This is a genomic window from Acidimicrobiales bacterium, assembly GCA_035294085.1.
Taxonomy (GTDB): domain Bacteria; phylum Actinomycetota; class Acidimicrobiia; order Acidimicrobiales; family Bog-793; genus DATGLP01.
Window position 1 is genome coordinate 11,348 of sequence record DATGLP010000012.1, and the last position, 23,416, is coordinate 34,763.

At 74.4% G+C, this 23,416-nt stretch carries 26 protein-coding genes; 11 read left to right on the top strand and 15 right to left on the bottom strand.

Annotated features, from left to right (window positions below; translation table 11 throughout):
- Positions 1-4: 4 nt before the first annotated feature.
- From trpB to trpC, 3 genes are read right to left on the bottom strand one after another with little or no spacing between them, the layout of a single operon-like run.
- On the bottom strand, positions 5-1,165 hold the full coding sequence (gene trpB / locus VKV23_04370) for a tryptophan synthase subunit beta (protein ID HLI15271.1): 1,161 nt from the start codon (positions 1,163-1,165) through the stop codon (positions 5-7).
- Positions 1,162-1,818: a phosphoribosylanthranilate isomerase gene (locus VKV23_04375; GenBank protein HLI15272.1), complete on the bottom strand. Its 657-nt coding sequence runs from the start codon at positions 1,816-1,818 to the stop codon at positions 1,162-1,164. Before VKV23_04375 ends, trpB begins: the two co-directional genes overlap by 4 nt.
- Entirely contained in the window at positions 1,809-2,627 is an 819-nt protein-coding gene (gene trpC / locus VKV23_04380; GenBank protein ID HLI15273.1) for an indole-3-glycerol phosphate synthase TrpC, read from the bottom strand. Before trpC ends, VKV23_04375 begins: the two co-directional genes overlap by 10 nt.
- Before the next feature lie 89 nt (positions 2,628-2,716).
- On the opposite strand from trpC, the gene VKV23_04385 reads away from it, so the two are divergent.
- Positions 2,717-3,424, top strand: a complete 708-nt coding sequence (locus VKV23_04385; protein HLI15274.1) for a response regulator transcription factor — start codon at positions 2,717-2,719, stop codon at positions 3,422-3,424.
- Positions 3,425-3,468: 44 nt separating this feature from the next.
- Positions 3,469-4,851 (top strand): HAMP domain-containing sensor histidine kinase, encoded by a 1,383-nt coding sequence (locus VKV23_04390; protein HLI15275.1) that lies wholly within the window; start codon positions 3,469-3,471, stop codon positions 4,849-4,851.
- An 18-nt stretch (positions 4,852-4,869) separates the two neighbouring features.
- Here VKV23_04390 and VKV23_04395 read toward each other — a convergent pair whose 3' ends face one another.
- Genes VKV23_04395 through hisD form a run of 10 tightly spaced genes read right to left on the bottom strand, consistent with a single transcriptional unit; the run spans position 4,870 to position 13,252 of the window.
- Entirely contained in the window at positions 4,870-5,889 is a 1,020-nt protein-coding gene (locus VKV23_04395) for a glycine cleavage T C-terminal barrel domain-containing protein (GenBank protein HLI15276.1), read from the bottom strand.
- On the bottom strand, positions 5,772-7,337 hold the full coding sequence (gene trpE, locus VKV23_04400; protein HLI15277.1) for an anthranilate synthase component I: 1,566 nt from the start codon (positions 7,335-7,337) through the stop codon (positions 5,772-5,774). Before trpE ends, VKV23_04395 begins: the two co-directional genes overlap by 118 nt.
- A 4-nt stretch (positions 7,338-7,341) precedes the next feature.
- Entirely contained in the window at positions 7,342-7,704 is a 363-nt protein-coding gene (gene hisI, locus VKV23_04405) for a phosphoribosyl-AMP cyclohydrolase (GenBank protein HLI15278.1), read from the bottom strand.
- Positions 7,701-8,051, bottom strand: a complete 351-nt coding sequence (locus VKV23_04410) for a co-chaperone GroES (GenBank protein HLI15279.1) — start codon at positions 8,049-8,051, stop codon at positions 7,701-7,703. The genes hisI and VKV23_04410 overlap by 4 nt, the downstream gene beginning before the upstream one ends.
- Positions 8,048-8,848, bottom strand: a complete 801-nt coding sequence (gene hisF, locus VKV23_04415) for an imidazole glycerol phosphate synthase subunit HisF (GenBank protein ID HLI15280.1) — start codon at positions 8,846-8,848, stop codon at positions 8,048-8,050. Before hisF ends, VKV23_04410 begins: the two co-directional genes overlap by 4 nt.
- Positions 8,836-9,576: a HisA/HisF-related TIM barrel protein gene (locus VKV23_04420; GenBank protein ID HLI15281.1), complete on the bottom strand. Its 741-nt coding sequence runs from the start codon at positions 9,574-9,576 to the stop codon at positions 8,836-8,838. Before VKV23_04420 ends, hisF begins: the two co-directional genes overlap by 13 nt.
- A 9-nt stretch (positions 9,577-9,585) precedes the next feature.
- On the bottom strand, positions 9,586-10,206 hold the full coding sequence (hisH, locus tag VKV23_04425; GenBank protein HLI15282.1) for an imidazole glycerol phosphate synthase subunit HisH: 621 nt from the start codon (positions 10,204-10,206) through the stop codon (positions 9,586-9,588).
- Complete coding sequence (gene hisB, locus VKV23_04430) at positions 10,203-10,847, bottom strand: imidazoleglycerol-phosphate dehydratase HisB (protein HLI15283.1); 645 nt, start codon at positions 10,845-10,847, stop codon at positions 10,203-10,205. The genes hisH and hisB overlap by 4 nt, the downstream gene beginning before the upstream one ends.
- A gap of 33 nt (positions 10,848-10,880) precedes the next feature.
- The gene (gene hisC, locus VKV23_04435) at positions 10,881-11,954 is read right to left on the bottom strand and encodes a histidinol-phosphate transaminase (protein ID HLI15284.1); all 1,074 of its coding nucleotides are present in this window, start codon (positions 11,952-11,954) and stop codon (positions 10,881-10,883) included.
- Entirely contained in the window at positions 11,951-13,252 is a 1,302-nt protein-coding gene (gene hisD / locus VKV23_04440) for a histidinol dehydrogenase (GenBank protein HLI15285.1), read from the bottom strand. The genes hisC and hisD overlap by 4 nt, the downstream gene beginning before the upstream one ends.
- 60 nt (positions 13,253-13,312) lie before the next feature.
- Here hisD and VKV23_04445 point away from each other — a divergent pair, with 60 nt between their 5' ends.
- Positions 13,313-13,504 carry a hypothetical protein gene (locus VKV23_04445; GenBank protein HLI15286.1) on the top strand — a complete coding sequence of 64 codons (192 nt, stop codon included), beginning with the start codon at positions 13,313-13,315 and terminating at the stop codon, positions 13,502-13,504.
- Here VKV23_04445 and nth read toward each other — a convergent pair.
- A complete protein-coding gene (gene nth / locus VKV23_04450; GenBank protein HLI15287.1) occupies positions 13,488-14,186 on the bottom strand; it encodes an endonuclease III in 699 nt (232 codons plus the stop codon). The two genes, VKV23_04445 and nth, sit on opposite strands and share 17 nt — an antisense overlap.
- 53 nt (positions 14,187-14,239) lie before the next feature.
- Here nth and mshD point away from each other — a divergent pair, with 53 nt between their 5' ends.
- On the top strand, positions 14,240-15,160 hold the full coding sequence (gene mshD, locus VKV23_04455) for a mycothiol synthase (protein HLI15288.1): 921 nt from the start codon (positions 14,240-14,242) through the stop codon (positions 15,158-15,160).
- Complete coding sequence (rlmN, locus tag VKV23_04460) at positions 15,157-16,254, top strand: 23S rRNA (adenine(2503)-C(2))-methyltransferase RlmN (protein ID HLI15289.1); 1,098 nt, start codon at positions 15,157-15,159, stop codon at positions 16,252-16,254. Before mshD ends, rlmN begins: the two co-directional genes overlap by 4 nt.
- 110 nt (positions 16,255-16,364) lie before the next feature.
- Here the strand turns inward: rlmN and VKV23_04465 are convergent, their stop codons facing one another.
- Positions 16,365-16,700: a hypothetical protein gene (locus tag VKV23_04465; protein ID HLI15290.1), complete on the bottom strand. Its 336-nt coding sequence runs from the start codon at positions 16,698-16,700 to the stop codon at positions 16,365-16,367.
- Positions 16,701-16,914: 214 nt separating this feature from the next.
- On the opposite strand from VKV23_04465, the gene VKV23_04470 reads away from it, so the two are divergent.
- The 6 genes from VKV23_04470 to VKV23_04495 all read left to right on the top strand — a co-directional run bounded on the left by VKV23_04470 (position 16,915) and on the right by VKV23_04495 (position 23,335).
- A complete protein-coding gene (locus VKV23_04470) occupies positions 16,915-17,706 on the top strand; it encodes a M48 family metallopeptidase (protein HLI15291.1) in 792 nt (263 codons plus the stop codon).
- A gap of 48 nt (positions 17,707-17,754) precedes the next feature.
- Positions 17,755-18,117, top strand: a complete 363-nt coding sequence (locus tag VKV23_04475) for a hypothetical protein (GenBank protein ID HLI15292.1) — start codon at positions 17,755-17,757, stop codon at positions 18,115-18,117.
- 11 nt (positions 18,118-18,128) lie between these two features.
- On the top strand, positions 18,129-18,875 hold the full coding sequence (locus VKV23_04480; GenBank protein HLI15293.1) for a ubiquinone/menaquinone biosynthesis methyltransferase: 747 nt from the start codon (positions 18,129-18,131) through the stop codon (positions 18,873-18,875).
- Complete coding sequence (locus tag VKV23_04485) at positions 18,872-20,191, top strand: isochorismate synthase (GenBank protein HLI15294.1); 1,320 nt, start codon at positions 18,872-18,874, stop codon at positions 20,189-20,191. Before VKV23_04480 ends, VKV23_04485 begins: the two co-directional genes overlap by 4 nt.
- 213 nt (positions 20,192-20,404) lie before the next feature.
- The gene (locus VKV23_04490) at positions 20,405-21,619 is read left to right on the top strand and encodes an IS110 family transposase (protein ID HLI15295.1); all 1,215 of its coding nucleotides are present in this window, start codon (positions 20,405-20,407) and stop codon (positions 21,617-21,619) included.
- A 489-nt stretch (positions 21,620-22,108) separates the two neighbouring features.
- Complete coding sequence (locus VKV23_04495; protein ID HLI15296.1) at positions 22,109-23,335, top strand: anaerobic sulfatase maturase; 1,227 nt, start codon at positions 22,109-22,111, stop codon at positions 23,333-23,335.
- Positions 23,336-23,416: the final 81 nt, after the last annotated feature.

Sequence of the window (23,416 nt, forward strand, 5' to 3'; positions counted from 1 at the left end):
ACGCTCACGAGAGCCGTTCCATGACCTGGGCGACGTCCTTGTCCCCTCGCCCCGAGAGCGTGAGGACGACGGTGGCACCGCTCGGGACCTCGCCGCTCGCCGCGGCCCGCACGAGCCAGGCGAGCGCGTGCGCCGGCTCGAGCGCGGGGATGATGCCCTCCGTGCGCGACAGCAGCTCGAAGGCCTCGAGGACCTCGTCGTCGCCGACCGACACATAGCGGGCGCGGCCGTGGTCGCCGAGGTAGGCGTGCTCGGGACCCACCCCTGGGTAGTCGAGGCCCGCCGAGATCGAGTGCGCCTCGAGCACCTGGCCCGCGTCGTCCTGGAGGAAGCGCGACCGCATGCCGTGGACGATCCCCGGAAGGCCGTGCTCCATCGCCGCGCCGCCGCTGGCCTCGACCCCGACGAGGGCCGCGCCCGTCTCGAGGAAGCCCGCGAAGGTCCCCGCGGCGTTCGAACCGCCGCCGACGCACGCGACGACGAGATCCGGATCGGACCCCGTGAGCGCCCGGCACTGCTGGCGCGCCTCCTCGCCGACGACGCGCTGGAACTCCCGGACCATGTAGGGGTAGGGGTGGGGGCCCACCACCGAGCCGATGCAGTAGTGGGTCGTCTCGACCGACGCGACCCAGTCCCGCAGCGCCTCGTTGATGGCGTCCTTCAGCGTCCTGCTGCCTGCCGCCACGGGGCGCACCTCTGCGCCGAGCAGGCGCATCCGGAAGGCGTTGAGCTCCTGGCGGGCGACGTCGAGCTCGCCCATGTAGATCGTGCACTCGAGGCCGAAGAGCGCGGCAGCCGTCGCCGTCGCCACACCGTGCTGGCCGGCTCCGGTCTCCGCGATGAGACGCTCCTTGCCCATGCGCCGCGCGAGCAGCGCCTGGCCGAGGACGTTGTTGATCTTGTGCGAGCCGGTGTGGGCGAGGTCCTCCCGCTTCGCGAGGACCCGCACGCCCAGCCGCTCCGAGAGCCGCCGGCACTCGGTGAGCGGCGTCGGGCGCCCCGCGTAGCGGGTGAGCAGCTCGTCGAGCTCGGCTCTGAAGCTCGGGTCCGCCCAGGCCTCGCCGAAGGCGGCGTCGAGCTCGATGCACGCTGGCACGAGCGACTCGGGGACGAAGCGTCCCCCGAACTCGCCGAAACGGCCGCGGGCGTCGGGCAGCGCGCTCACCAGTCGTCCCGCCAGTCGTAGGGCCCCGCGCCGGACGGCGCGAGGCGACCGGGCTCGGCGGCGCGCGCCGCCTGGACGAAGGCGCGCACCTTGGCCGCGTCCTTGCGGCCCGGCGCCGACTCGACGCCCGACGAGACGTCGACCCCCCAGGGGTGCACCCGCCGGATCGCCTCGCCGACGTTCTCGGCGGTGAGGCCCCCGGCGAGGATGAGGCGCCGGTGGCGCGGCGCGCCCTCGGCGAGCCGCCAGTCGAAGACCCTTCCCGACCCGGGCGACGGGGTATCGACGAGCACGGCGTGCGCCCCGTAGTCGCCGGCCTCGTCGAGCGCCGCCGAGGTCGCCGGGAAGGCCTTGATCGTGAAGGGCACGTACCGAGCCACGTGGGCGACGTCCTCCTTCGTCTCCTGCCCGTGCAGCTGCGCGCCCTTGAGCCCGGCCTCGCCCACCACCTCGACGACGCGGCTCGCCAGCTCGTCACGGAACACGCCGATCGTGAGGACCGCCGGCGGCAGGCGCCGCACGATGTCCGCGACGGCGGCGACGCTCACCTTGCGGGGGGAGGGGGCGAAGACGAAGCCGAGGGCGTCGGCGCCCATCGCGAGGGCGAGGAGCGCGTCCTCCTCCGAGGTGATCCCGCAGATCTTCACGAACACGCGAGGACCTCCGTCGTGCCGGCGCGCCCGGCGCGCAGCGCCAGCAGCTCGCGGACCGGGTCCTCGGCCCGCACGAGGTGCTCGCCGACGAGGACGGCGTGGTAGCCGGCCGCCGCGAGGCGCTCGACGTCGCTCGGATCCCGGATGCCCGACTCGGCGACGGCGACGACGTCGGGCGGGAGGCAGCGAGCGAGGCGCAGGGCACGCGCCGTGTCGACCTGGAAGGAGCGCAGGTCCCGCTGGTTGACGCCGATCAGCTGGGCCCCGGCCCGCAGCGCGGCCGCGACCTCGCCCTCCTCGTGGACCTCGACGAGCGCGGCGAGCCCGAGGGAGGTGGCGAGGGCGAGGAGCCGGCGCAGCTCCTCTTCCGCCAGGGCAGCGACGATGAGGAGCACGGCGTCGGCTCCCATGGCTCGCGCGTCGTAGACGTCGCCGGGGGCGACGGTGAAGTCCTTGCGCAGGACCGGGAGCGCGACGGCGGCCCGGGCCCGCTGCAGGTCCTCGCGACTGCCACCGAAGTGCGGACCGTCCGTGAGCACCGACAGGCAGGCCGCCCCGCCGCGCGCGTAGGCACGCGCCAGCGCGGCCGGGTCGAGGTCCGGCGCGAGCGCTCCGGCCGAGGGCGAGCGGCGCTTCACCTCGGCGACGACCGCCACCTGCTCGGCGCGGGCCCGCTCGCGAAGCGCCGCCTCGAACGGGCGCGCCGGCGGGAGCCCCGCGACGAGGGCCTCGAGCTCGCCGTCGCGACGCGTGTCCGCCGCGGCGCGCGCCCGGTGGTAGGCCAGGATGGCGTCGAGGTAGGTGGCCACCACCCGAGACTACCTGGCCGGCGGCGGCCGCCTCGGCGCGAGCTGCCGCTTCGCGCGCTCGCGGCGCGCCCGCGCGCGACGCTAGGGGTATGCCAGCAGAGGCGTCACGCCCGGGGGGTCCGCTGCGCCACGGAACCGTCGTCGTCGTGGAGGACGACCGCCACATCGCGGACCTCGTCGACCTGTACCTGCGCAACGCCGGCTTTCGCGTCCTGCTCGCCGGCGACGCGTCGCGAGCCCTCGAGCTCATCGGCCACGAGCGGCCGTCGGCCGTCCTCGTCGACATCGGCCTTCCCGGGCCGATGGACGGCCTCGAGCTGTGCCGAGAGCTGCGCCGCACCTCCGACATCCCCGTCGTCATCATCACCGCGCGCGACGACGAGGTCGACCGGGTGCTCGGTCTCGAGCTCGGCGCCGACGACTACCTGACGAAGCCCTTCTCGCCACGCGAGCTCGTGGCGCGAGTGCGCGCCATCCTGCGGCGTGCCGAGGGCTCGATGGCCCCGCGCGGCCGGCCGCTCGCCGTGGGCGAGGTCCTCGTCGACGTCGTGCGACGCGAGGCGACCGCGCGCGGCGAGCCGGTCACCCTGACCGCTCGGGAGTTCGATCTGCTCGCGCACTTCGCCGAGCACCCCGGCGTCGTCTTCACCCGCCGCCAGCTACTCGACGCGGTGTGGGGCCTCGGCTGGTACGGGGACGAGCGCACGGTCGACGTGCACGTCCGCCAGCTGCGCCGCAAGCTCGGCGACGCCCTCCCGCTCACGACGGTGTGGGGCGTCGGCTACCGGTGCAGCTGACCCCGGCGGTCGAGCGCCGACCCGGGTGACGGTCCTCTGCGGCGATGCGCGCCCGCATCACCCTCGCCTTCGTCGCCATCCTCGCCGTGGCGCTCCTCCTCGCCGGCGCCGTGAGCCTCCTCCTCGTTCGCGCGGCCGCCCGCCGAAGCGCCGAGGCGACGGTCCTGCGCCAGGCCGAGGCGCTCGTCGCCGCGGCGAGCAGGCTGCCGACGGTCTCCAACCCGACGAGCGCGAGCGCCTTCGCCGCGCTCCTCCCCCTCCTCCACTCGATCACGGGCCTGTCCAACCCGGTCGTGCTCGTGCTCCAGCCGAGCGGGCGGTTCGTCGGGGCCCCGCCGCCCGGTCTGCCGAGCGGCCTCGACACGGTCGCGCTCGCCGCCGGCCACCCGGTCGCGGGCACCGTCGGGACCACCGCCTGGGCTGCCGCACCGCTCGTGCGCGAGCCGCGCTCGCTCGGCGGTTCCACGATCGCCCTCTACCTCGCGAGCGCGATCAACTTCTCGTCGTCGAGCGTCTCCTACTTCCTCGTCGCCGGCGGCATCTCCCTCCTCGTCGCCGCTGGCCTCGCGGTGGCGATCAGCGCCCGCATCTCGCGCCGCGTCGTCGCCGCGGCCGGCGCGGCCGAGCGCATCGCCGGGGGCGACCTCGCCGCACGGGTCCCCGGGGAGGGGCGCGACTACCCCGAGCTTCGGGCGCTCCGGTCGTCGATCAATACGATGGCCGCCCACCTCGAGCGCGCCCGGCGCGCCGAGCGCCAGTTCCTCCTCTCCGTCTCGCACGACCTGCGCACGCCGCTCACCTCCATCCGCGGCTACGCCGAGGCGATCGCGGAGGGCGCCGCGACGGACGCCGCCGGCGCGGCAGCGGTGATCGTCACCGAGGCTCGCCGCCTCGAGCGCCTGATCGGCGACCTGCTCGACCTGGCGCGCCTCGACGCCTCCACCTTCTCCCTCGACCTCGTCCCCCTCGACCTGGCCGAGACGGTTGCCTCCGCTGCGGAGGCGCTGCGCTACGAGTTCGACGCCGCGGGCGTCGCCCTCGACGTCGACGTGCCCGAGCTCGCCCTCGGCGTGGCGGACGAGGACCGCCTGCGCCAGGTCGTCGCCAACCTCCTCGAGAACGCCCTCAAGTTCGCGCGGGCCCGCGTCACGGTGACGCTGGCGCGCGCGCCGGGCGACGAGGTCGTCCTCAGGGTCGTCGACGACGGCCCGGGCATCGCCGCCGAGGACCTCCCCCACGTCTTCGAGCGCCACTTCTCCTCGAGCCGCTACCCGGCGCGCGCCGCGGGCAGCGGCCTCGGCCTGACGATCGTCGCCGAGCTCACCGCGGCGATGGGCGGGACGATCGAGGTCACGTCCCCCCTCGGACCGGCGGGCGGGACGGCCATCGCGGTCACCCTCCCCGGCTGCGAGCCGGCCCGCCGGTAGTCCGCGATCCCGCCCCCGCTACAGGGGGAGGTCCCGCACGCTCGCCCGGCCCACCACCGCCTCGGCGCGCACCACCTCGAGCTCGCAGGGGGTCAAGACGGCGCGCCGGAGGTAGGCGAGCCCGATCGCGCCGGCGAGCCGTGGCGAGAAGCTCGCGCTCGTGACCTCCCCGACGACGCGGCCGGCGTCGCGGAGGCCGTCTCCCGGCGCGAGCGCTCCCGCGGGCGCGCCCGGGGCCACGACGCCGACGAGGCGGCGCGCCACGTGCGCTCCCCGGGCGTCGAGGCGGGCGACGAGCTCCTGGCCCGTGTAGCAGCCCTTCGTGAAGCTGACCGCGCGCTCGACGATCCCGGTCTCGTGGGGGATGGTGTCCGGCGTGAGCTCGCGGCCCATGGCCGGCACCCCCGCCTCGATGCGTGCGGCCTCGAAGGCCTGCGGGTCGCCTGCGAGCACCCCCGGGGGGAGCGACACCGTCTCGCCCAGGAGATCCACGCCTCGGTAGCCAGGCCAGTCGACCGCGAGGCGCGCCAGCGAGCCGGCGTGGGTCGCGACGGCGTCGGCGAGCGGGCCGCGCACCTCGACGAGCGCGAGGCGCGTCGGCCGGAGGGTCGCCTTCACGCGAACCTTGAAGCGCGCGAGGCGGTCGTGGACCGCGCCGCCGAAGCCCTCCTCCACCTCGACGACGAACCGGGACCCCTCGAGGCGGACCACCCGGACGAGCGCGTCGACCTTGCCACGCGGCGAGAGCAGGAACGACAGGAGCGACTCGCCCGTGGCGAGGCCGGACAGGTCCTGGCTGCACTGGCCCTGCAGGTAGGAGGCCGCGTCCTCGCCCTCGACCACGACGGCGTCGCGCCCGACGAGGCGAGCTGCCGCCGCCTCGCGGATCGCGGCGTAGGTCTCCTCGAAGCCCGCCGCGCTCAGCGCGCCACCACCCCCGCCTCGCGCCCCGCGTGCACCGTCCCCGGTCGATCGGCTGCCGCGATCCGCGTCGCCTCCGCCACCGCGGCGAGCATCGCCGCGGCCTTGGACTGGCACTCCGCGTCCTCGGCCTTCGGGTCGCTGTCGGCGACGATCCCCGCGCCGGCCTGGACGCACGCCCGCCCGTCGGCCGCGACGACGAGGGTGCGGATGGCGATCGCGGTGTCGAGGTTGCCGGAGAAGTCGAGGTACCCCACCGTCCCGGCGTACGGCCCCCGCTTCGTCGGCTCGAGCTCGTCGATGATCTCCATCGCCCGCACCTTCGGCGCACCCGACACCGTCCCCGCCGGCAGCGTGGCGCGCAGGACGTCGATCGGTCCCTTCCCCGGCGCGAGCTCGCCGGAGACCTGGGAGGTGAGGTGCATGACGTGGCTGTAGCGCTCGAGGGTCATGAGCTCGTCGACGTGCTCGGTCCCGAAGCGCACCACCCGTCCGACGTCGTTGCGGGCCAGGTCGACGAGCATGACGTGCTCGGCCACCTCCTTCGGGTCCTCGGCGAGCTGCGCGGCGAGGAGGCGGTCCTCCGCCTCGGTCGCGCCGCGCGGTCGCGTGCCGGCGATCGGCCGTGACACGACCCGTCCGTCGAGGAGCTTGGCCATCGGCTCGGGCGACGCCCCGACGACCGAGACGCCGCCTTGGCGGAGGAAGAACATGTACGGGCTCGGGTTGACCTGACGCAGCACCCGGTAGACCTCGAAGGGGTCGACCTCGAGGACGACGTCGAAGCGCTGCGACAGCACCACCTGGAAGGCGTCGCCCGCCCGGATGTAGGCCTTCGCGGCCTCGACGGCGCGCTCGTAGGCCTCCGAGGAGACGACCCGACGCACGGCCTCGGGCGCGAGCCGGGCGGAGCGCTCGGGCGGGCTGACGAGCTTCGGTCGCAGCGGGCGCTCGAGGTCGGCGCGCAGCGCGGCGAGGCGCGCTCGGGCCGCCTCGTAGCCGCGGCGCAGCATCGCCTCGCTGGCGCGAGCGCGCTCGGGGAGCACGACGTTCGCGATGAGCACGGCGCGGCTGCGCCAGTGGTCGAAGGCGACCAGGTCGCCGATCACCGACACGACGGCGTCGGGGAAGCCGAGGTCGTCTCGGGGCGGCGGCCCGAGGCGCTCGATCTCGCGCACCACGTCGTAGCCGAGGTAGCCGACGATCCCGCCGTGCAGCGGCGGGAGGCCGTCGTCGCGCGGCGATCGGTAGCGCTCGAGCAGCGCCTCGAGGCAGTCGAGGATCCCCGAGTCGAGCGGGACGGCCGCGGGGACCTGCCCCGAGGCCACCTCGACGTGCCGACCTCGCGCGACGAGCGTGGCGAGCGGCGCGCGCCCGAGGAAGGAGAAGCGACCGAGGCGCCCCGCGTGCTCGACCGACTCGAGGAGGAAGCCCTCGCCACCGCCGACCACCTGGGCGAACGCCCCGACGGGCGTCAGCTCGTCGGCGACGAGCTCCTCGTGGACGGGGACGACGGTGTGCGCGCCGGCCTGCTCGCAGAAGCGTTCGAACCCTGAGATCGCCATCGGACTAGGCGGGCGCGAGGAAGCGGTGGAAGCAGGTCCGCTCGCCCGTGTGGCAGGCGCCCGTCCCCTCCTGGTCGACCTGCACGAGCAGCGCGTCGCCGTCGCAGTCGTAGGCGACCGACCGTACCCGCTGGCGGTTCCCCGAGGTCTCCCCCTTGCACCACAGCGTCGAGCGCGAGCGGGACCAGAACCACGTGCGGCCGCTCTCCAGCGTGCGTCGCAGCGCCTCCTCGTTCATGTACGCCACCATGAGGACCTCGCCGGTCCCGGCCTCCTGCACGACGGCGACGACGAGGCCCGCGGCGTCGAAGCGCACGGCGTCGAGGCCGCTCGCCGGTGCCTGCTCCTGCTGGGGGGCCTCCGTCACAGGTACAGCCCCGTGCCGCCGTCCATGCGCGTGCTGGCGACGGCGTGGATGTCCCGTTCGCGCAGGATCAGGTACTCCTCGCCCTGCACCTCGACCTCGAAGCACTCCTCGGGGTTGAAGAGCACCTTGTCACCGGGCTTGATGGACCGGACGTGCGGGCCCACCCCCGCGACGCCGGCCCAGGCGAGCCGGCGCGCCACGTGCGCGGTGGCGGGGATGAGGATGCCGGCGCGTGAGCGGCGCTCGCCCTCGCTCTGGGGCACGTGCACGAGGACGCGATCGTTCAGCATCGTGATCGCCTCCTTGGCGTCGACGCCGTCGCGCTCGCTGCGTCCCTCCGCGCTCACTGCCTTGACGGTACTCCCCCGCCGGCCCCTCCCGGTACGGGCTCGGCCGGGCGCACGCGCACCCCCCGCTGCGCGAGGAAGGCCTTCACCTCGCCGACCCGCAGGGTGCCGTAGTGGAACACCGAGGCCGCGAGGAGCGCGTCGGCACCCGCCGCGGCCCCCTCGGCGAAGTGCTCGAGCCGCCCCACGCCGCCCGAGGCGACGACCGGGACGTCGACCGCGCCGCTCACCGCGGCGACGAGCTCGAGGTCGTAGCCCGCCTCCGTACCGTCCCGGTCCATCGAGGTCAGCAGGATCTCGCCAGCGCCGAGGCGACTGGCGAGCACCGCCCAGGTGGTCGCGTCGAGGCCCGTGGGTCGCCGCCCGCCGTGGGTGTACACCTCGAACCCGCCGGGGCGGCGGCGCGCGTCGATCGCGACGACGATGCACTGGGCGCCGAAGACCGCGGCGAGCTCCGAGACGAGGCGCGGCCGGGCGATGGCCGCCGAGTTGAGCGCGACCTTGTCCGCGCCGGCGCGCAGCAGGGCGGTGGCGTCCTCGAGGGAGCGCACGCCGCCGCCGACGGTGAGGGGGATGAAGACCTCGTCGGCCGTGCGCGCGACGACGTCGACCATCGTCGAGCGCCCGTCGCTCGAGGCGGTGATGTCGAGGAAGACGAGCTCGTCCGCCCCCTCCTCGTCGTAGCGGCGAGCGAGCTCGACCGGGTCGCCCGCGTCCCGGATCCCGACGAAGTTCACGCCCTTCACGACGCGCCCGGCGTCGACGTCGAGGCAGGGCACGACCCTCACGCTCCGCACGCCGCCACCGCCTCGGCCACCGAGATCGCGCCGGTGAGGATGGCCCGCCCGACGATCGCTCCCGCCAGGCCACGCCCCCCCGCCCGCAGTGCAGCGAGGGCCTCGAGATCCGCGCGGGTCGCGATGCCGCCGGACGCGACGATCGGCAGCTCGCTCAGCGCGAGGGCGAGCCGGTAGCCCTCGAGGTCGGGGCCGCCGAGCGTGCCGTCCCGGGTGATGTCGGTCACGACCACCGCCCCGAGCGGCGCCGCGGCGAAGGCGGCGAGGGCCTCCTCGAGGGTCGTGGTCGTCGGCGTCTCCCACCCGTGCACGGCGAGCTCGCGCCGCCCGTCGCGGCGCCGGTGGTCGAGGCCGACGGCGATCCGCCCCGGCCAGCGCCGTGCGAGGTCCCAGACGAGCGCCGGGTCCTCGAGCGCGGCGCTCCCGAGCACCACCCGCCAGGCCCCGCCGCCGAGCAGCTCGGCCACGTCCCTGCGGCGACGTGCGCCGCCCGCGACCTGGACCGGCACCCCTGCCCGCGCGACGATCGCCTGCACGACCTCGCGGTTCACCGGCTCGCCGGTGCGGGCCGCGTCGAGGTCGACGACGTGCAGCGCCCGGGCGCCGGCGGCGACGAGGTCGAGCGCCCGCTCCAGCGGGTCGCCGAAGACCGTCTCGCGCGCGAACTCGCCCTGCTGCAGCCGCACCGCGCGGCCGCCGCGGATGTCGATCGCCGGCAGGCAGTCCATCGATCGCCGCTAGGCGCCGCACGCGGCGACGAAGGCCGCGAGGAGCGCGAGCCCGGCCCTGCCGGACTTCTCGGGGTGGAACTGGGTGCCCCACAGCATCCCGTCCTCGATCGCGGCGACGACCTCGCCGCCGTACTCGCACGTGCCCGCCACGGCCGCCGCCGCGCGTCCCTCGGGGACGGGGGCGTAGGAGTGCACGAAGTAGAACCACGGCGGCGACGCGAACGGCCGGAACATCGCGGGGGACGTCCCCGGCGCCACGACGACCTCGTTCCACTGCATCTGGGGCAGCTTCTCGCGCCCGTCGAGCCGCCGGACGACCCCCTCGAGGAGGCCGAGGCCGGGGGTGGCCGGGCTCTCCTCGGAGCCTTCGAAGAGGAGCTGGAAGCCGACGCACACGCCGAGGAAGGGCCGTCCGGACCCGACGGCGTGCCGGACGGCCGCGTCGAGGCCGCTGCGCCGCATCGCCGCGGCGCAGGCACCGAAGTCCCCCACCCCGGGCAGGACCACGCCGGCCGCTCCCTCGACCTCCTCCGGGGTCGTGACGAGGCGCGCCGGCGCGCCGAGGTGGACGAGGGCCTTGTGGGCCGAGCGGAGGTTGCCGATGCCGTAGTCGAGCACGGCGATCACGGCGAGAGCACCCCCTTCGTCGACGGCACGTCCTCCCCCTCGAGGGCGACGGCGTCGCGCAGCGCCCGCGCGACCCCCTTGAAGCTCGCCTCGAGGATGTGGTGCGCGTTGCGCCCGTGGCGCAGGCCGAGGTGCAGCGTGACGCCCGCCGCCGTGACGAAGGCGCGCCAGAACTCCTCGGCGAGCTGGGGCTCGAAGCCCGGCGAGCCGAGCGGCGCGGCGTCGGGGGGGACGGGCACGTCGTAGCGGAGGTACGGCCGCCCCGACACGTCGAGCGCCACGTCGACGAGGGCCTCGTCGAGGGGCACCGAGATCGACGCGAAGCGCCGGATGCCGGCCTTCGCGCCGAGCGCGCGCCCGACGGCGGTCCCGAGGGCGATCCCGGTGTCCTCCACGCTGTGGTGGGCGTCGACCTCGAGGTCGCCACGCGCCTCGACGCGCAGGTCGAAGCCGGCGTGGCGCGCGAGCTGGCTCAGCATGTGGTCGAAGAACGGCAGACCGGTGCGGACCTCGGCGCGCCCGGAACCGTCGAGCACAACCTCGGCTCGCACCTCGGTCTCCTTCGTCGCACGCTGCTCGGACCCTCGTCGGGCCGCCTGCGCCGCGCCTCGATCCACCGCCCGGACCTCCTCCTCGCCCACGTAAGCCTCCCAGATCCGCGGGGCGCGGCACGTTCAGGCGAGCGCGGCCGCGAGCCCCGCGAGGAACGCGTCGTTCTCGGCCGGCGTGCCGACCGTGACGCGCAGGAAGCCCGCGAGCCGGGGCCAGCTCGAGACGTCGCGCACGAGGATCGACCGGTCCACGAGGGCCTGCCAGACGCTGCGGGCGTCCCGGTCGCGCACCCGGAAGAGGATGAAGTTGGCGTCCGACGGCACCACCTCGAGCCCGAGGTCGACGAGCCTCGCGGCGAGCCTGCCGCGCTCGTCGACGAGCCGGGCGACGCGCGCGTGCATCTCCTGCTCGAAGTCGAGCGCCAGCCGGCCGGCGACCTGCTTGACGGCGTCGAGGTGGTACGGGAGGGCCACCTGCTCCAAGGCGGCCACGACCGACTCGTCGGCGAGCGCGTAGCCGAGGCGGAGCCCGGCGAGGGACCAGGTCTTCGAGAACGTGCGCACCACGACGAGGTGCGGGTTCGATGCGAGCAGGTCGACCGCCGACCAGGGCGCGAACTGACCGTAGGCCTCGTCGACGACGACGAGGCCCGGTGCCGCGGCGAGCGCCGCCTCCACGGTCGCGCGCGGCTCCAGGCGGCCGGTCGGATTGTTCGGCGAGCAGAGGAAGGTGACCGCCGGGGCCGGCTCGGCCCCGAGGACCCGGGCGAGCTCCCGCTCGGTGACGAGGAAGTCCTCCCCTCGCTCCCCCGTCGCGAGGGCGGTCCCCGTGATGCGGGCGATGTGCGAGTGCAGGGCGTAGGTCGGCTCGAAGACGGCCGCGCAGCGCCCGGCGCCCGCGTACGCGAGGAGGATCGACTGGATCACCTCGTTCGAGCCGTTGGCGCAGAAGACCTGTCCTGGCTCGAGACCGTGCGCAGCTGCCAGCCGGGCGCGCAGGGCGCGCGCGCCTCGGTCCGGGTACCGGTGGAGCTCGAGGCGCCCGAGCTCGGCCGCGAGCGCCGCGACGAAGGCTCGCGGCGGCGGCTCGGGCGCCTCGTTCGTGTTCAGGCGCACCGCCACCTCGAGCTGGGGCGAGTGGTACCCGGGCAGCAGGGCGAGGTCCGGGCGCGGAGCGCCGCGTCGGGTCTCGCTCAACGAGCACCCCAGGTCGCCCTGCCCGCGCGCAGGCGGACCGACTCGGCGTGCGCGGGCAGCCCCTCGGCCGTGGCGAGCGCGGCGACGTGGCGCCACGCACCCTCCATCCCCTCCGTCGAGACCTCGATCACGTGGGCGCGCCGCACGAAGTCCTCCACCCCGAGCGCGCTCGCGAAGCGCGCCGTCGCGAAGGTGGGCAGCACGTGGCTCGGCCCGGCGAGGTAGTCGCCGATCGAGGCCGGCGCGAGCGGGCCGAGGAAGACGGCCCCCGCGTGGCGCACGAGCGGCACGAGGGCCTCCGGGTCGGCCGTCAGCAGCTCGAGGTGCTCCGGCGCGATCGCGTTCGCCACGGCGAGCGCCTCCTCCGGGCCGTCGACGAGGACGGCGTAGCCCCCCTGGGCGAGGGTGGCGCTCGTCTCCTCGCCACGCGGCGAGGCGGCGACGAGGCGGGCGACGGCGTCGCGCACGGCTGCCGCCACCGCCGGCGACCAGGTGACGAGCCACGCCAGCCCGTCGGGACCGTGCTCTGCCTGCACGACGAGGTCGATCGCCGCGTAGTCGACCGGCGTCGATGCGTCCGCCACGACGACGACCTCCGAGGGACCGGCGAAGGCGGCGGGCACGCCGACCACCCCGCGTACCTCCCGCTGCGCGATCGAGACCCAGCGCGACCCCGGACCGACGACGACGTCGACCTTCGCGATCGACTCCGTGCCGTACGCCATCGCCCCGATGGCCTGGGCGCCGCCGACACGGTAGACCTCGTCGACGCCCGCGATCGCGGCGGCGGCGAGCAGCTCGTCCGCGACGCTGCCGTCGGGCGAGGGGGGCACGCAGCACGCGATGGCGCCCACGCCCGCGACTCTCGCCGGCACCGCGGTCATGAGCACGCTCGAGGGGTACTTCGCCCGGCCGCCCGGCGCGTAGACGCCGACGCGCTCGACGGGCAGGTCGAGCCGCCGGACCGTGATGCCGGCGCGGCGGAACGGGGGCGGCGGCGACGGCCGGTGCTCGTGGAAGGAGGCCACGGCGTCGCGCGCCGCTTCGAGCGCGAGGCGGAGGTCCGGGTCGATCCGGGACGGCGCCGCGGCGACGGCGGCGTCGTCGACGCGCAGCTCGTCGAGGCGCACGCCGTCGAAGGCGAGCGTGTACTCGCGCAGCGCGGCGTCACCGCGCGCCCGCACGCCGGCGAGGATCTCGCGCACCGCGGCCACCGGCTCCGCCCCGCCGAGGTCCGGACGCGGCAGCTCGATGGCCGATCCGGGTGGCCTGCCCCGCAGGTCCAGCGTGCGCAGCATGGCCGGCAGCGTAGCGAAGGCGAGCGGCGCGCCCGGCCCGAGCTCGGCAAGGATGGTGGCGTGGCGACCGACCGCTCCGAGCTCTCCTCCCTCGCTGCCCTCCTCGACCAGGTCACGACGAGGATCGCGGCCATCGCGCAGGACGCGGCCGGCCGCCGGGACGACAGCCTCGCGGGGGAGCTCTTCGTCATCGAGCGCTCCCTCTCGGCGGCCGGCCGCCGCCTCGAGCGCCTCGTCAGCCCGAGACGCTGACGCGCCGGGCGGCGGGAGGGGGTCGCGGGTCGACCCGGCCGGCCGACGGGCACAGGTCCGCCAGGACGCACGCGTCGCAGCGAGGGCGCCGCGCGCTGCAGACGCGCCGGCCGTGGAGGATGAGCCGGAGGCTGAAGGCGCCCCACTGCGCCTCCGGCAGCAGGCCGCACAGGTCGGACTCGATGCGCTCGGGGTCCTCCGACGTCGTGAGCCCGAGCCGGCGTGCCAGCCTCCTGACGTGCGTGTCGACGGGCAGGCCGGGCAGGCCGAAGGCGACCGACCGCACGACGTTGCCGGTCTTGCGCCCGACGCCCGGCAGCGTGACGAGGTCGGCGAGGTCGGTCGGCACCTCGCCCCCGAAGCGCTCGACGAGGCCGCGCGCCATGCCGGTGAGGCTCGCCGCCTTCGCCCGGTAGAAGCCCGTCGGCCGGATGATCGCCTCGAGCGCCTCGGGCGGCGCGCCGGCGAGGTCAGCCGGCTCGGGGTAGCGAGCGAGCAGCTCGGGGAGGACTGCGTTCACCCGCTCATCCGTGCACTGCGCCGAGAGGATCGTCGCGACGAGCAGCTCGTAGGCGTTCGCGTGGCGCAGGGCGCACAGCTGCGTCGCGCTGCCCGGGTACTCCTTCTCCAGCCGAGCGGCGATCTCGAGCGCGCGCCGCTCGAGCGAGCCGGGGGACGCCACCTCCACAGCCTACGGCCGCTCGCCCACGTCGCGCTCGTGCCTAGCCTCTTGCCATGCACCACGTCGAGGTGAAGCGCCGGATGGGCGAGGACGATCTCGCGGCGATCGCCGCCCTGGCGAACGCGGCCGAGCGGTTCGACCACCACGCCGCCCTCGGCGAGCACAAGTGGCTCGACCTCGTCCACGGCGGGCGCGAGGGCTTCGCGGGATTCGTCGCGCGCGAGCAGGACCACGGCCAGCTCGTCGGCTACGCCCAGCTCTCCCGAGGCACGGCCACCTGGGGGCTCGAGGTGGTCGTCCACCCCGCCTGGCGGGACCCGAAGGGCGAGGTCCAGCGCGCCCTCGTCGCGGAGGCGCTCGCCGAGGTCGCGCGGCAGGGGGGCGGCCACGTCCACCTGTGGGTCCCCAAGCCCACCGAGGCCGACGACCTCGTCGCGGCCGAGCTCGGGCTCGCGCGGGGCCGGGAGCTCCTCCAGCTGCGACGGCGCCTCCCCCTCGAGGGAGCCATCGCCGCGATCCCCCCCGTCGCGACCCGGCCCTTCCGGCCCGGCGTGGACGACGTCGCGTGGCTGGCGCTGAACAACCGCGCCTTTCGCGCCCACCCCGAGCAGGGTGCCTGGGACGCGTCGACCCTGGCACGCCGCATGGCCCAGCCCTGGTTCGACCCCGCCGGCTTCCTGCTGCACGAGGAGGCGGGCGAGCTCGTCGCCTTCTGCTGGACCAAGGTGCACCCGGGCGACCCCCCGGCAGGGGAGATCTACGTGATCGGCGTCGACCCCGCACACGCCGGCCGCGGCCTGGGCACCGGCGTGCTTCGCGCCGGACTCGCCCACCTCGAGGCGCTCGGCCTCCCCCAGGCGATGCTCTACGTCGACGCCGACAACGTCGCCGCGCTCGGCCTCTACCGCCGGTTCGGGTTCCGCGTCCACCACCACGACCGGGCCTACGTCGTCGACGTGGCGCGGGGACCGTGAGCCGCTACGACCTCGACGAGCGGGAGCTCGCTCGCCTCCTCGACGGCGAGCCGCCCTATCGCGTCGCCCAGGTCGTCCACGGCCTGTACCGGCGACTTGCCGAGCCGGCCGAGCTCACCGACCTCCCGAAGTCGCTGCGCGCTCGCCTCGCGGCGGCACCCGAGCTCGCTCCCGCGCTGGCCGTCGTGCGCGAGGCTCGCGCCGAGGGTGGCCAGACGCTCAAGTGGCTCTTCTCGCTCGCCGACGGCGCCCGGATCGAGACGGTGCTCCTCCACGCGCCGTCGCGTTCCACGGTCTGCGTCTCGTCCCAGGCGGGCTGCGCCATGGCGTGCACCTTCTGCGCGACCGGCCAGGCCGGCTACGAGCGCCAGCTGACGGCAGGCGAGATCCTCGAGCAGATCGTCCGCGCCGCCCGAGCGGCCGCCGCGGGAGGCAGGCGCCTCGACCACGTCGTCTTCATGGGGATGGGCGAGCCGCTCGCCAACTTCGATGCCGTCTGGGACGCGACGAGCCGCGCCGTCCGGCACCTCGGCCTCAGCGCGCGCCACATCACGATCTCGACCGTGGGTGTCGTCCCGGGCATCCGACGTCTCGCCGAGGCGGCGCTGCCCGTCAACCTCGCCGTGTCCCTCCACGCCGCGAACGACGAGCTTCGCGACCGGCTCGTGCCTCTGAACCGGCGCTACCCGCTCGCCGCGCTGCGAGCTGCCTGCGAGGAGTACCTCGCTCGGCGCAGGCGGCGGATCTCCTTCGAGTGGGCGCTCATCGACGGCGTCAACGACGCTGGGGCGGACGCCGCGCAGCTCGCGCGCCTCGCGGGGCCGCTGCGCGCCCACGTCAACCTGATCCCGTTGAACCCGACCGCCTCGGGCGCGGCCGGCGGCCTCGCCCCGAGCCCGCCCGCTCGGGTGCGGGCCTTTCGCCGCGCCCTCGAGGAACTCGGCGTCAACGCGACCATCCGGCGCACGCGCGGCCGCGAGATCGATGCGGCGTGCGGGCAGCTCGCTGCCCGCGCGCCGACGCCGCGTCGCGATGCGCCCGGCGCGCGCACGGGCGGGAGGTCACGCCCCGCTCGCACCGAAGCGTCCGGGTGACGCGTCACCCGGAGGCCCAGCCGAGCGCTCGTCCCTCGGGACCCGCCCGAGCCACCGACGCCGAGCGCTCTCGCCGGGGAGGCCGCGAGGCGGCCTCCCGTGCGCTCCGGTCAGGCGACCCGTCGCAGCTCGGTCCGCTCGAGCTGCTCGGCCTGGTCGTCGAACTTCCGGTGCAGCCCGAAGAAGAACCCGAGCAGCGAGTAGGCGAGCAGGGCAGCGCCGCCGAGCGCGACGCCCGTCAGCGTGACGCCGACCCACGCGTAGCGCAGGTGTGCGATGTCCCAGCCCGTCCACATGTTGAAGTTCGCGAGCCAAGCCAGGGCCACGCCCCAGCCGCCGGCGACGAACGCACGGCCCTCGCGTACCCGGCGGTAGAGGCGCTCGCCGAGCATCGTCAGGGCCATGACGCCGAAGGCGAGGAACAGGAATCCTGCGAAGAAGTGCATAGCCCTCCTTCCTGCAGAGCCAGTTCGTCCAACTGACCTACCTGCATGGTACCGAGCGGTTGCCGAGAACCGATCGGACGCGCCGGCCCCGCCACCGGCGTCGCGACGGTCGGCGCTGCCGACGCCCGCGCTCGCGACCGGCCAGTGCCCGCGCCGGCGCGCCGGCGCCGCTCGGGTGCTTGACCGGCACGCGCCGGTACGCGACGGTCGGGCGATGCACGCCGTCCACGGCCGCGCCGCGCCACGGCGCGAGCGCTCGGCGCCCGCAGGCTGCACGGCGCCGGTCACGCCTGCCGTGCCCTACTCGGTGCGCGTCAGCCCGCGGGCCAAGCACGTGCGCCTCACCCTGAGCCCGCACGACGGCCTCACGGTCGTCCTCCCGCGAGGCGTCGATCCCACGACGGCCCCCGGGGCGATCGAGAGCCGGCTCGCCTGGCTGCGCCGAGCGCAGGCTCGCCTCGGGCTCGACGACGCCGCGCTGCGCGAGCTGCAGGTGCGCCACGAGCGGCCCACGCAGCTGGCGCTGCGCGCCCTCGGCGAGACCGTCGTGATCGAGTACGCGACCCCGTCGCACCGAGCCGCGCAGGCTCGCTGCATCGGGCACGGGCCCGGGCGCCTGCTGGTCACCGGGCGCAGCGCCGACCCGGACGCCATCGCGGCTGCGCTGCGCCGCTACCTCGCGCGCCGCGCCCGCGCTGCGCTCGAACCCTGGCTCCGCCGGCTCGCGGCGGCACGCGACATCGCGGTGCCGGCGGTGGTCGTGCGCGCCCAGCGGACCCGGTGGGCCAGCTGCTCGGCGCGCGGGGTCATCAGCCTCAACCGCAACCTGCTCTTCCTGCCGGAACCGCTGGTCACCTGCGTCTTGCTCCACGAGCTGTGCCACCGTCTCGAGCTCAACCACTCCCCGCGCTTCTGGCGCCTGCTCGCCGAGCAGGTGCCCGATCTCGCCGAGCGCGACGCCGAGCTCGCCACCGCCTGGAAGCTCGTCCCGCGCTGGGCGCGCTGACCGTGCCCCGGCGCGCGCGCCGGTGCCGGGAGCTGGCAGACTGAGGTAATGGCACGTGCTCATCCGGTCGAGCGGCGGTGGTTCCCGACCGGCGCCCCCCAGACCCTCCAGATCGCCGCGGCGCTCCTCTACTGGAACGCCGCGCTCGGTCTCATCCTCGGGATCGCCGGCGGCGGCGTGGCGGAGGTCCTCCTCGTCGTCGTCGATGCCGCGGGCGCCTTCGGGATCGCCAACGCGCGCAGGTGGGGCTACTACCTGGCGCTCCTCGGCGCCGTCGTGCCGATCGTGCTCCTCGTCGCGTTCGGTGCCCTCCTGTCGAGCGGCATCCTGAGCCTCCTGTTCGAGGTGGCCCTCGTCGCCCTGCTCCTGCATCCCCAGAGCCGCTCCTACTACAAGACCTGGTTCCGCTGAGCAAGCGAGCGGTGACCGATCCTCCGGCTGCCGCCTCGCCACCGGGCAACCTCCCCACCGGCGACGAGAAGGCTGCGATGGTGGCCGCGCTCTTCGACACCATCGCCCCCCGCTACGACCTCCTCAACCGCCTCATGAGCCTCGGGATGGACAGCGGGTGGCGCCGGCGCGCACTCGACGAGCTGGGCCTCGCGCCGGGGGCGCTCGTCCTCGACCTCGCCTGCGGGACCGGCGACCTCGCGCGCGAGCTGGCGCGCCGGCACTACCGGGCCGTCGGCGCGGACCTCTCCGCCGCGATGCTCGCCGCCGCCGGGGCCCTCGGCGTGCCGCTCGTACGGGCGGACGCGGCGGCGCTGCCCCTGCCGACCGGCCGGTTCGACGGCGTGGTGAGCGGCTTCTCCGTGCGGAACTTCGCGGCGCTCGAGGCGGTCCTCGCCGAGGCGGCGCGCGTCCTGCGGCCGGGCGGGCGCCTCGTCCTGCTCGAGGTCGACGTGCCGCGCTCGGCGCCGCTCCGGCTCGCGCACGGCCTCTGGATGGCCTGGGTGGTGCCAGCCCTCGGCGCGCTCTTGTCCGACGCCGCCGCCTACCGCTACCTCCCCCGCTCCCTCGCCTACCTGCCTGCTCCCGAGGTCCTCGCCGCCCGCCTCGAGTCCGCCGGCTTCACGGACGTCGCCCGGCGCCGCCTGGCCGGCGGCCTCGCCCAGGTGGTACGGGCGACGCGCGCCGGTCCGGCCCTGCTCGCCGACCCACGGCCGTGAGCTCGCCGGCGCGTCTCGTGCGCGGCGGCGAGCGCAGCGAGATCCCCCCCGGCGCGCTCAGGTGGTACGCGGGCGAGGTCGAGGAGGACGCGCTCGCGCCGGCCCGTGCGCACGCCTACGCGACGGGCCGGGTGCTCGAGGGCGAGTGGCTCTCGGTGCTCACCTGGGGCGAGGCGGCGCGCCTCGAGCTTCGCGCCGGCCTCGCCCGACCCGGCGCCGCACGCAGCGCCGTCGAGCTCCTCGCCGCCATCCCGGGCGCTCCCGGCGGCCTCGGCGAGCGCAGCGGCGGGCCGATCGCGCTCGGGGCGCTGCCCTTCAGCGGCGAGGCCCCGGGCGAGCTCGTCCTCCCCGCTGTCGCCCTGGTCGCGCGCGCCGGGGCGGCGCCGTTCGCGATCGTCGTCGCACCGCCGGACGCGCTCGGCGAGGCGCGTGCGCGCTTCCCCCTCGCCCCGGGCGCCGCGCCGCCCTCGGTACCGGACGCCAACGAGGCGCCGGACGCCTTCCGTCTCGCCTCGGCTCGTCCCCACGCCGACTTCCGTCGTCGCGTCCTCGAGGCCGTCCGGGCGGTCGAAGCCGGGGAGCTCGCCAAGGTGGTTCTCGCCCGCGAGGTCGTCGTACGGGCCAACCGGCCCTTCCGCCAGGCCGCGCTCCTCGAGCGCCTCCGAGCGCTCCACCCCTCCTGCCTGGGCTTCGCCGTCGACGGCTTCGTGGGGGCGAGTCCCGAGCTGCTCTGCCGCGTCGACGGCGCGACGGTGACCTCGCAGCCCCTCGCGGGGACGACGCCGCGAAGCGGCGACCCCGACGAGGACGCACGCCTCGCTCGGGCCCTCCGGGACTCGGCCAAGGAGCGTCGCGAGCACGCCTTCGTGGTCGAGGCCATCGCCGCCGGCCTGGCGCCGTTCTGCCGCACGGTTCGAGCCGAGGAGCGTCCGCACCTGCTCGAGCTGCGCAACGTCGCCCACCTCGCGACGCGCGTCGAGGGCGAGCTGGCGAGCAGCCCGCGCCCGAGCGCGCTCGAGATCGCCGCCGCGCTCCACCCGACGCCCGCGGTCGGCGGCACGCCGCGCGACGCCGCGCTCGAGTACCTCGCGAAGCACGAGGACCTCGAGCGCGATCGGTTCGCCGGGCCCGTCGGCTTCGTCCAGGCGTCCGGCGACGGGGAGTTCTGGATCGGCATCCGCTCCGCGCTCGTGCGAGGCACGACGGCTCGCCTGTTCGCCGGCGTCGGCATCGTCGCCGGTTCCGACCCCGACGCCGAGCTCGCCGAGACGCAGCTCAAGCTGCAGGCGCTCCTCGCCGTCGCCGTGCGCCCCTAATGGGAGCGGAACGGCCTCCGGTGGGAGGCTGGTCTCCGAGCCACCTGGCGGTGAGCACTGCGTGCTCCCGAGCTTCGAGCTCTACTGCTAGAGCGTGCCCCGCCAGGCGGTGAGGAGTTGGACGGCTGGTGGGGTGTCGTGCCTCGAGCACTGATCCATTAGGTCGCCGCATCACTCCTCGGGCTCGTCGATGGTCGAGAGAGAGGAGGAGCGGTGCTCTTTGTCGGAGTGGACTGGGCCGAGGACCACCACGAGTGCTGCGTGCTCGCCGAGGACGGAGCGGTGCTCGCCAAGCGCCGGGTCGCCGACAGCGTGGTCGGGATCTCGGAGCTCCACGAGCTCGTCGCCGAGCACGCTGCAGACGAGGAGGAGATCGTGGTCGGCATCGAGACCGACCGCGGCCTGCTCGTGAACGCGCTGGTCGCTGCCGGCTATCAGCTCTATGCGATCAACCCGATGGCGGCTGCCCGCTATCGCGAGCGTCACGCCGTCTCGGGCGCGAAGTCCGACGCCGGCGATGCGAAGATGCTCGCCGACCTGGTCAGGACGGACCGCCACAACCACCGCCCGATCGCCGGGGACTCCGAGCTCGCCGAGGCCGTGAAGCTGCTGGCGCGGGCGCACCAGTCGGCGATCTGGGGCCGCCAGCGTCAGGTGAACGCGCTCCGCAGCGCGCTGCGCGAGTACTACCCCGGTGCACTCGTCGCCTTCGGCACCGACCTGTCGAGCCGAGACGCGCTGGCGGTGCTCGAGATCGCTCCGACCCCCGAGCTCGGACGCCAGCTGTCGCGCTCGAAGATCGCCGCAGCACTGCGCAGAGGCGGCAGGACGCGCAACCTCGAGCGTCGCGCCGCAGCGATCCAAGCGGCGCTGCGGGCCGAGCACCTCGAAGCTCCGGCGACGCTCACCATGGCCTCTGGCACGATCGCCCGCTCGGCCGTCGCCCTCATCAAGGCGTTCAACGCTGAGATCGACGCCCTCGAGCACGCGCTGTCAGAGCATTTTGACAAGCACCCGGACGCCAAGGTCGTCCGCTCCCAGCCAGGACTCGGGACGGTCCTCGGCGCCCGGGTGCTCGGCGAGTTCGGTGATGACCGGACTCGGTTCGCCAGCGCCAAGTCTCGCAAGAACTACGCCGCCACGTCGCCGATCACCAAGGCGTCTGGCCGCAGCTTCGTCGTCCTCGCGCGCCATGCGAAGAACCGACGCCTTGCCAGCGCGTGCGACCAGTGGGCGTTCTGCGCCCTCACCCACTCGCCCGGAGCCCGCGCCTACTACGACAAGCTCCGCAGACGCGGCAAGGGCCATCGCCAAGCGCTCCGCCAGCTCGGCAATCGCCTCGTCGGCATCTTGCACCACTGCCTCGAGCACGGTGAGCTCTACGACGAGAGCCGTGCGTGGCCACCCTCCATCGCGGCGGCCGCTTGACGGCTTCGGGCCGTGGGGTGTCTAGGAGGGATTGGCGAGACTCATCGCCGCTGGTGGGCGCGCTGATCGTTTCGGTGAGTGCAAGGCGACGCTCGCCTCCCTGGCTCGCTGTGCGCACGCGCTCAGCTCAGCTGTCCGGAACCCTCCGGAGCGCTGTCCGGACTCCTCCGGATTCGGTATCCGCTTTCGGCAGGATCGCGCACCGTGGTCGACCAGGCGCTCGACATCGACACGTCGAAGGAGCTGAACCGGGGAGACTTCCAACCTCGGACTGTTGCAGGCCGGCTGTCCAGTTCGTCTGCAAGGAGATCGAGCTCTCTGAGCTGTGATTGCCGGAACGAGCAACTACGATTCGCGCGTGTTCTCGTACTGCGTGCAGCGTGAGTCAGGGGGTCGGCGCCTTTGACGGAAGTGACGCTTCGCCGGCGGTCCGGCTTCCCGCCCCTGCCATCGCCGCGGCCGGAGGGCGCGCCTGCGGCCTTTCATGTGATGGCCAAGCCCACAGGGGCAATCTGCAATCTCGACTGCAGCTATTGCTTTTATCTCGAGAAGGAGGCGCTCTACCCCGGCGCACGCTTTCGCATGCAAGAAGACACCATGGAGGCGTACGTCCGCCAGGTACTCGAGTCCCAGAATGGTCCGCGAGTGACGATTGCCTGGCAGGGCGGCGAGCCAACGCTGATGGGGCTTGCGTTCTTCCGCCGAATGGTCGAAACCGTCGAGCGTTACCGTCGCCCAGGGCAGCGGATTCAGCACACGTTGCAGACCAACGCTACCCTTCTCAACGAAGACTGGGCAATCTTCCTCGCCGAGCACGGATTCCTGGTCGGCGTCAGCATTGACGGTCCACCGGATCTACACGACCGCTTTCGGGTCGATAAGCGCGGCAAGCCGACTTCGAATCGTGTCCTCGCAGGCCTCTTGGCGCTTCGTCGCCACGACGTCGAATACAATGTACTCTGCACCGTGCATGCCGGCAATGTCGGTGAGCCACTGCGGGTCTATCGATACCTTCGCGATGAGTGCGGAGCGCTCGTCATCCAATTCATCCCGATCGTCGAGCACCGGCCGACGGCAGCAGACGGAAGCGCTGTGAGCGAGCGCAGCGTCTCGCCGATTGCCTGGGGGGACTTCCTGATTGCAGTCTTCGACGAGTGGGTCGGTCGTGACGTCGGCGACGTCTTCGTCCAGACATTCGATGCCATACTCGGACCTGTTCTCGGCTTACCGGCTGGGCTCTGCGTGTTTGCCGAGACCTGTGGCGCCGCCGTCGCCCTTGAGCACAACGGCGACGTCTATTCCTGTGACCACTTCGTCGACCCCAAGCACCGGCTTGGCAACCTGCACGAGACGCATCTTGTTGAACTCGTAGGCAGTGATCGTCAACGGCGCTTCGGCAGGGCTAAAAGCGACAGTCTGCCTCGGTACTGCAGGGAGTGCGAGGTTCTCTCCGCATGCTGGGGGGAGTGCCCGAAGAACCGGTTCGCGCTTTCTCCTGATGGAGAGGAGGGTCTCAACTACCTCTGTGCCGGCTATAAGGCATTCTTTCGCCGCGTCGATGCTCCGTTGCGGACCATGGCCGACCTCATCCGCGCTGGCCGTCCCGCTTCCGATATCAAGAGGCAGATCGCTGAGGCAAAGCGCAACGATGACTGCCCGTGTGGCAGTAGGCGGAAGGCGAAGCATTGCCACCAACGCGCCTCTTCCTCGGCCTAGGCCGACCAGCCGCTTCATCACCGTGGCCAGGCGGCGACGTCTCCGTGAGCGAACCCCTACCCGGGCATCTGGCGAGCCTTA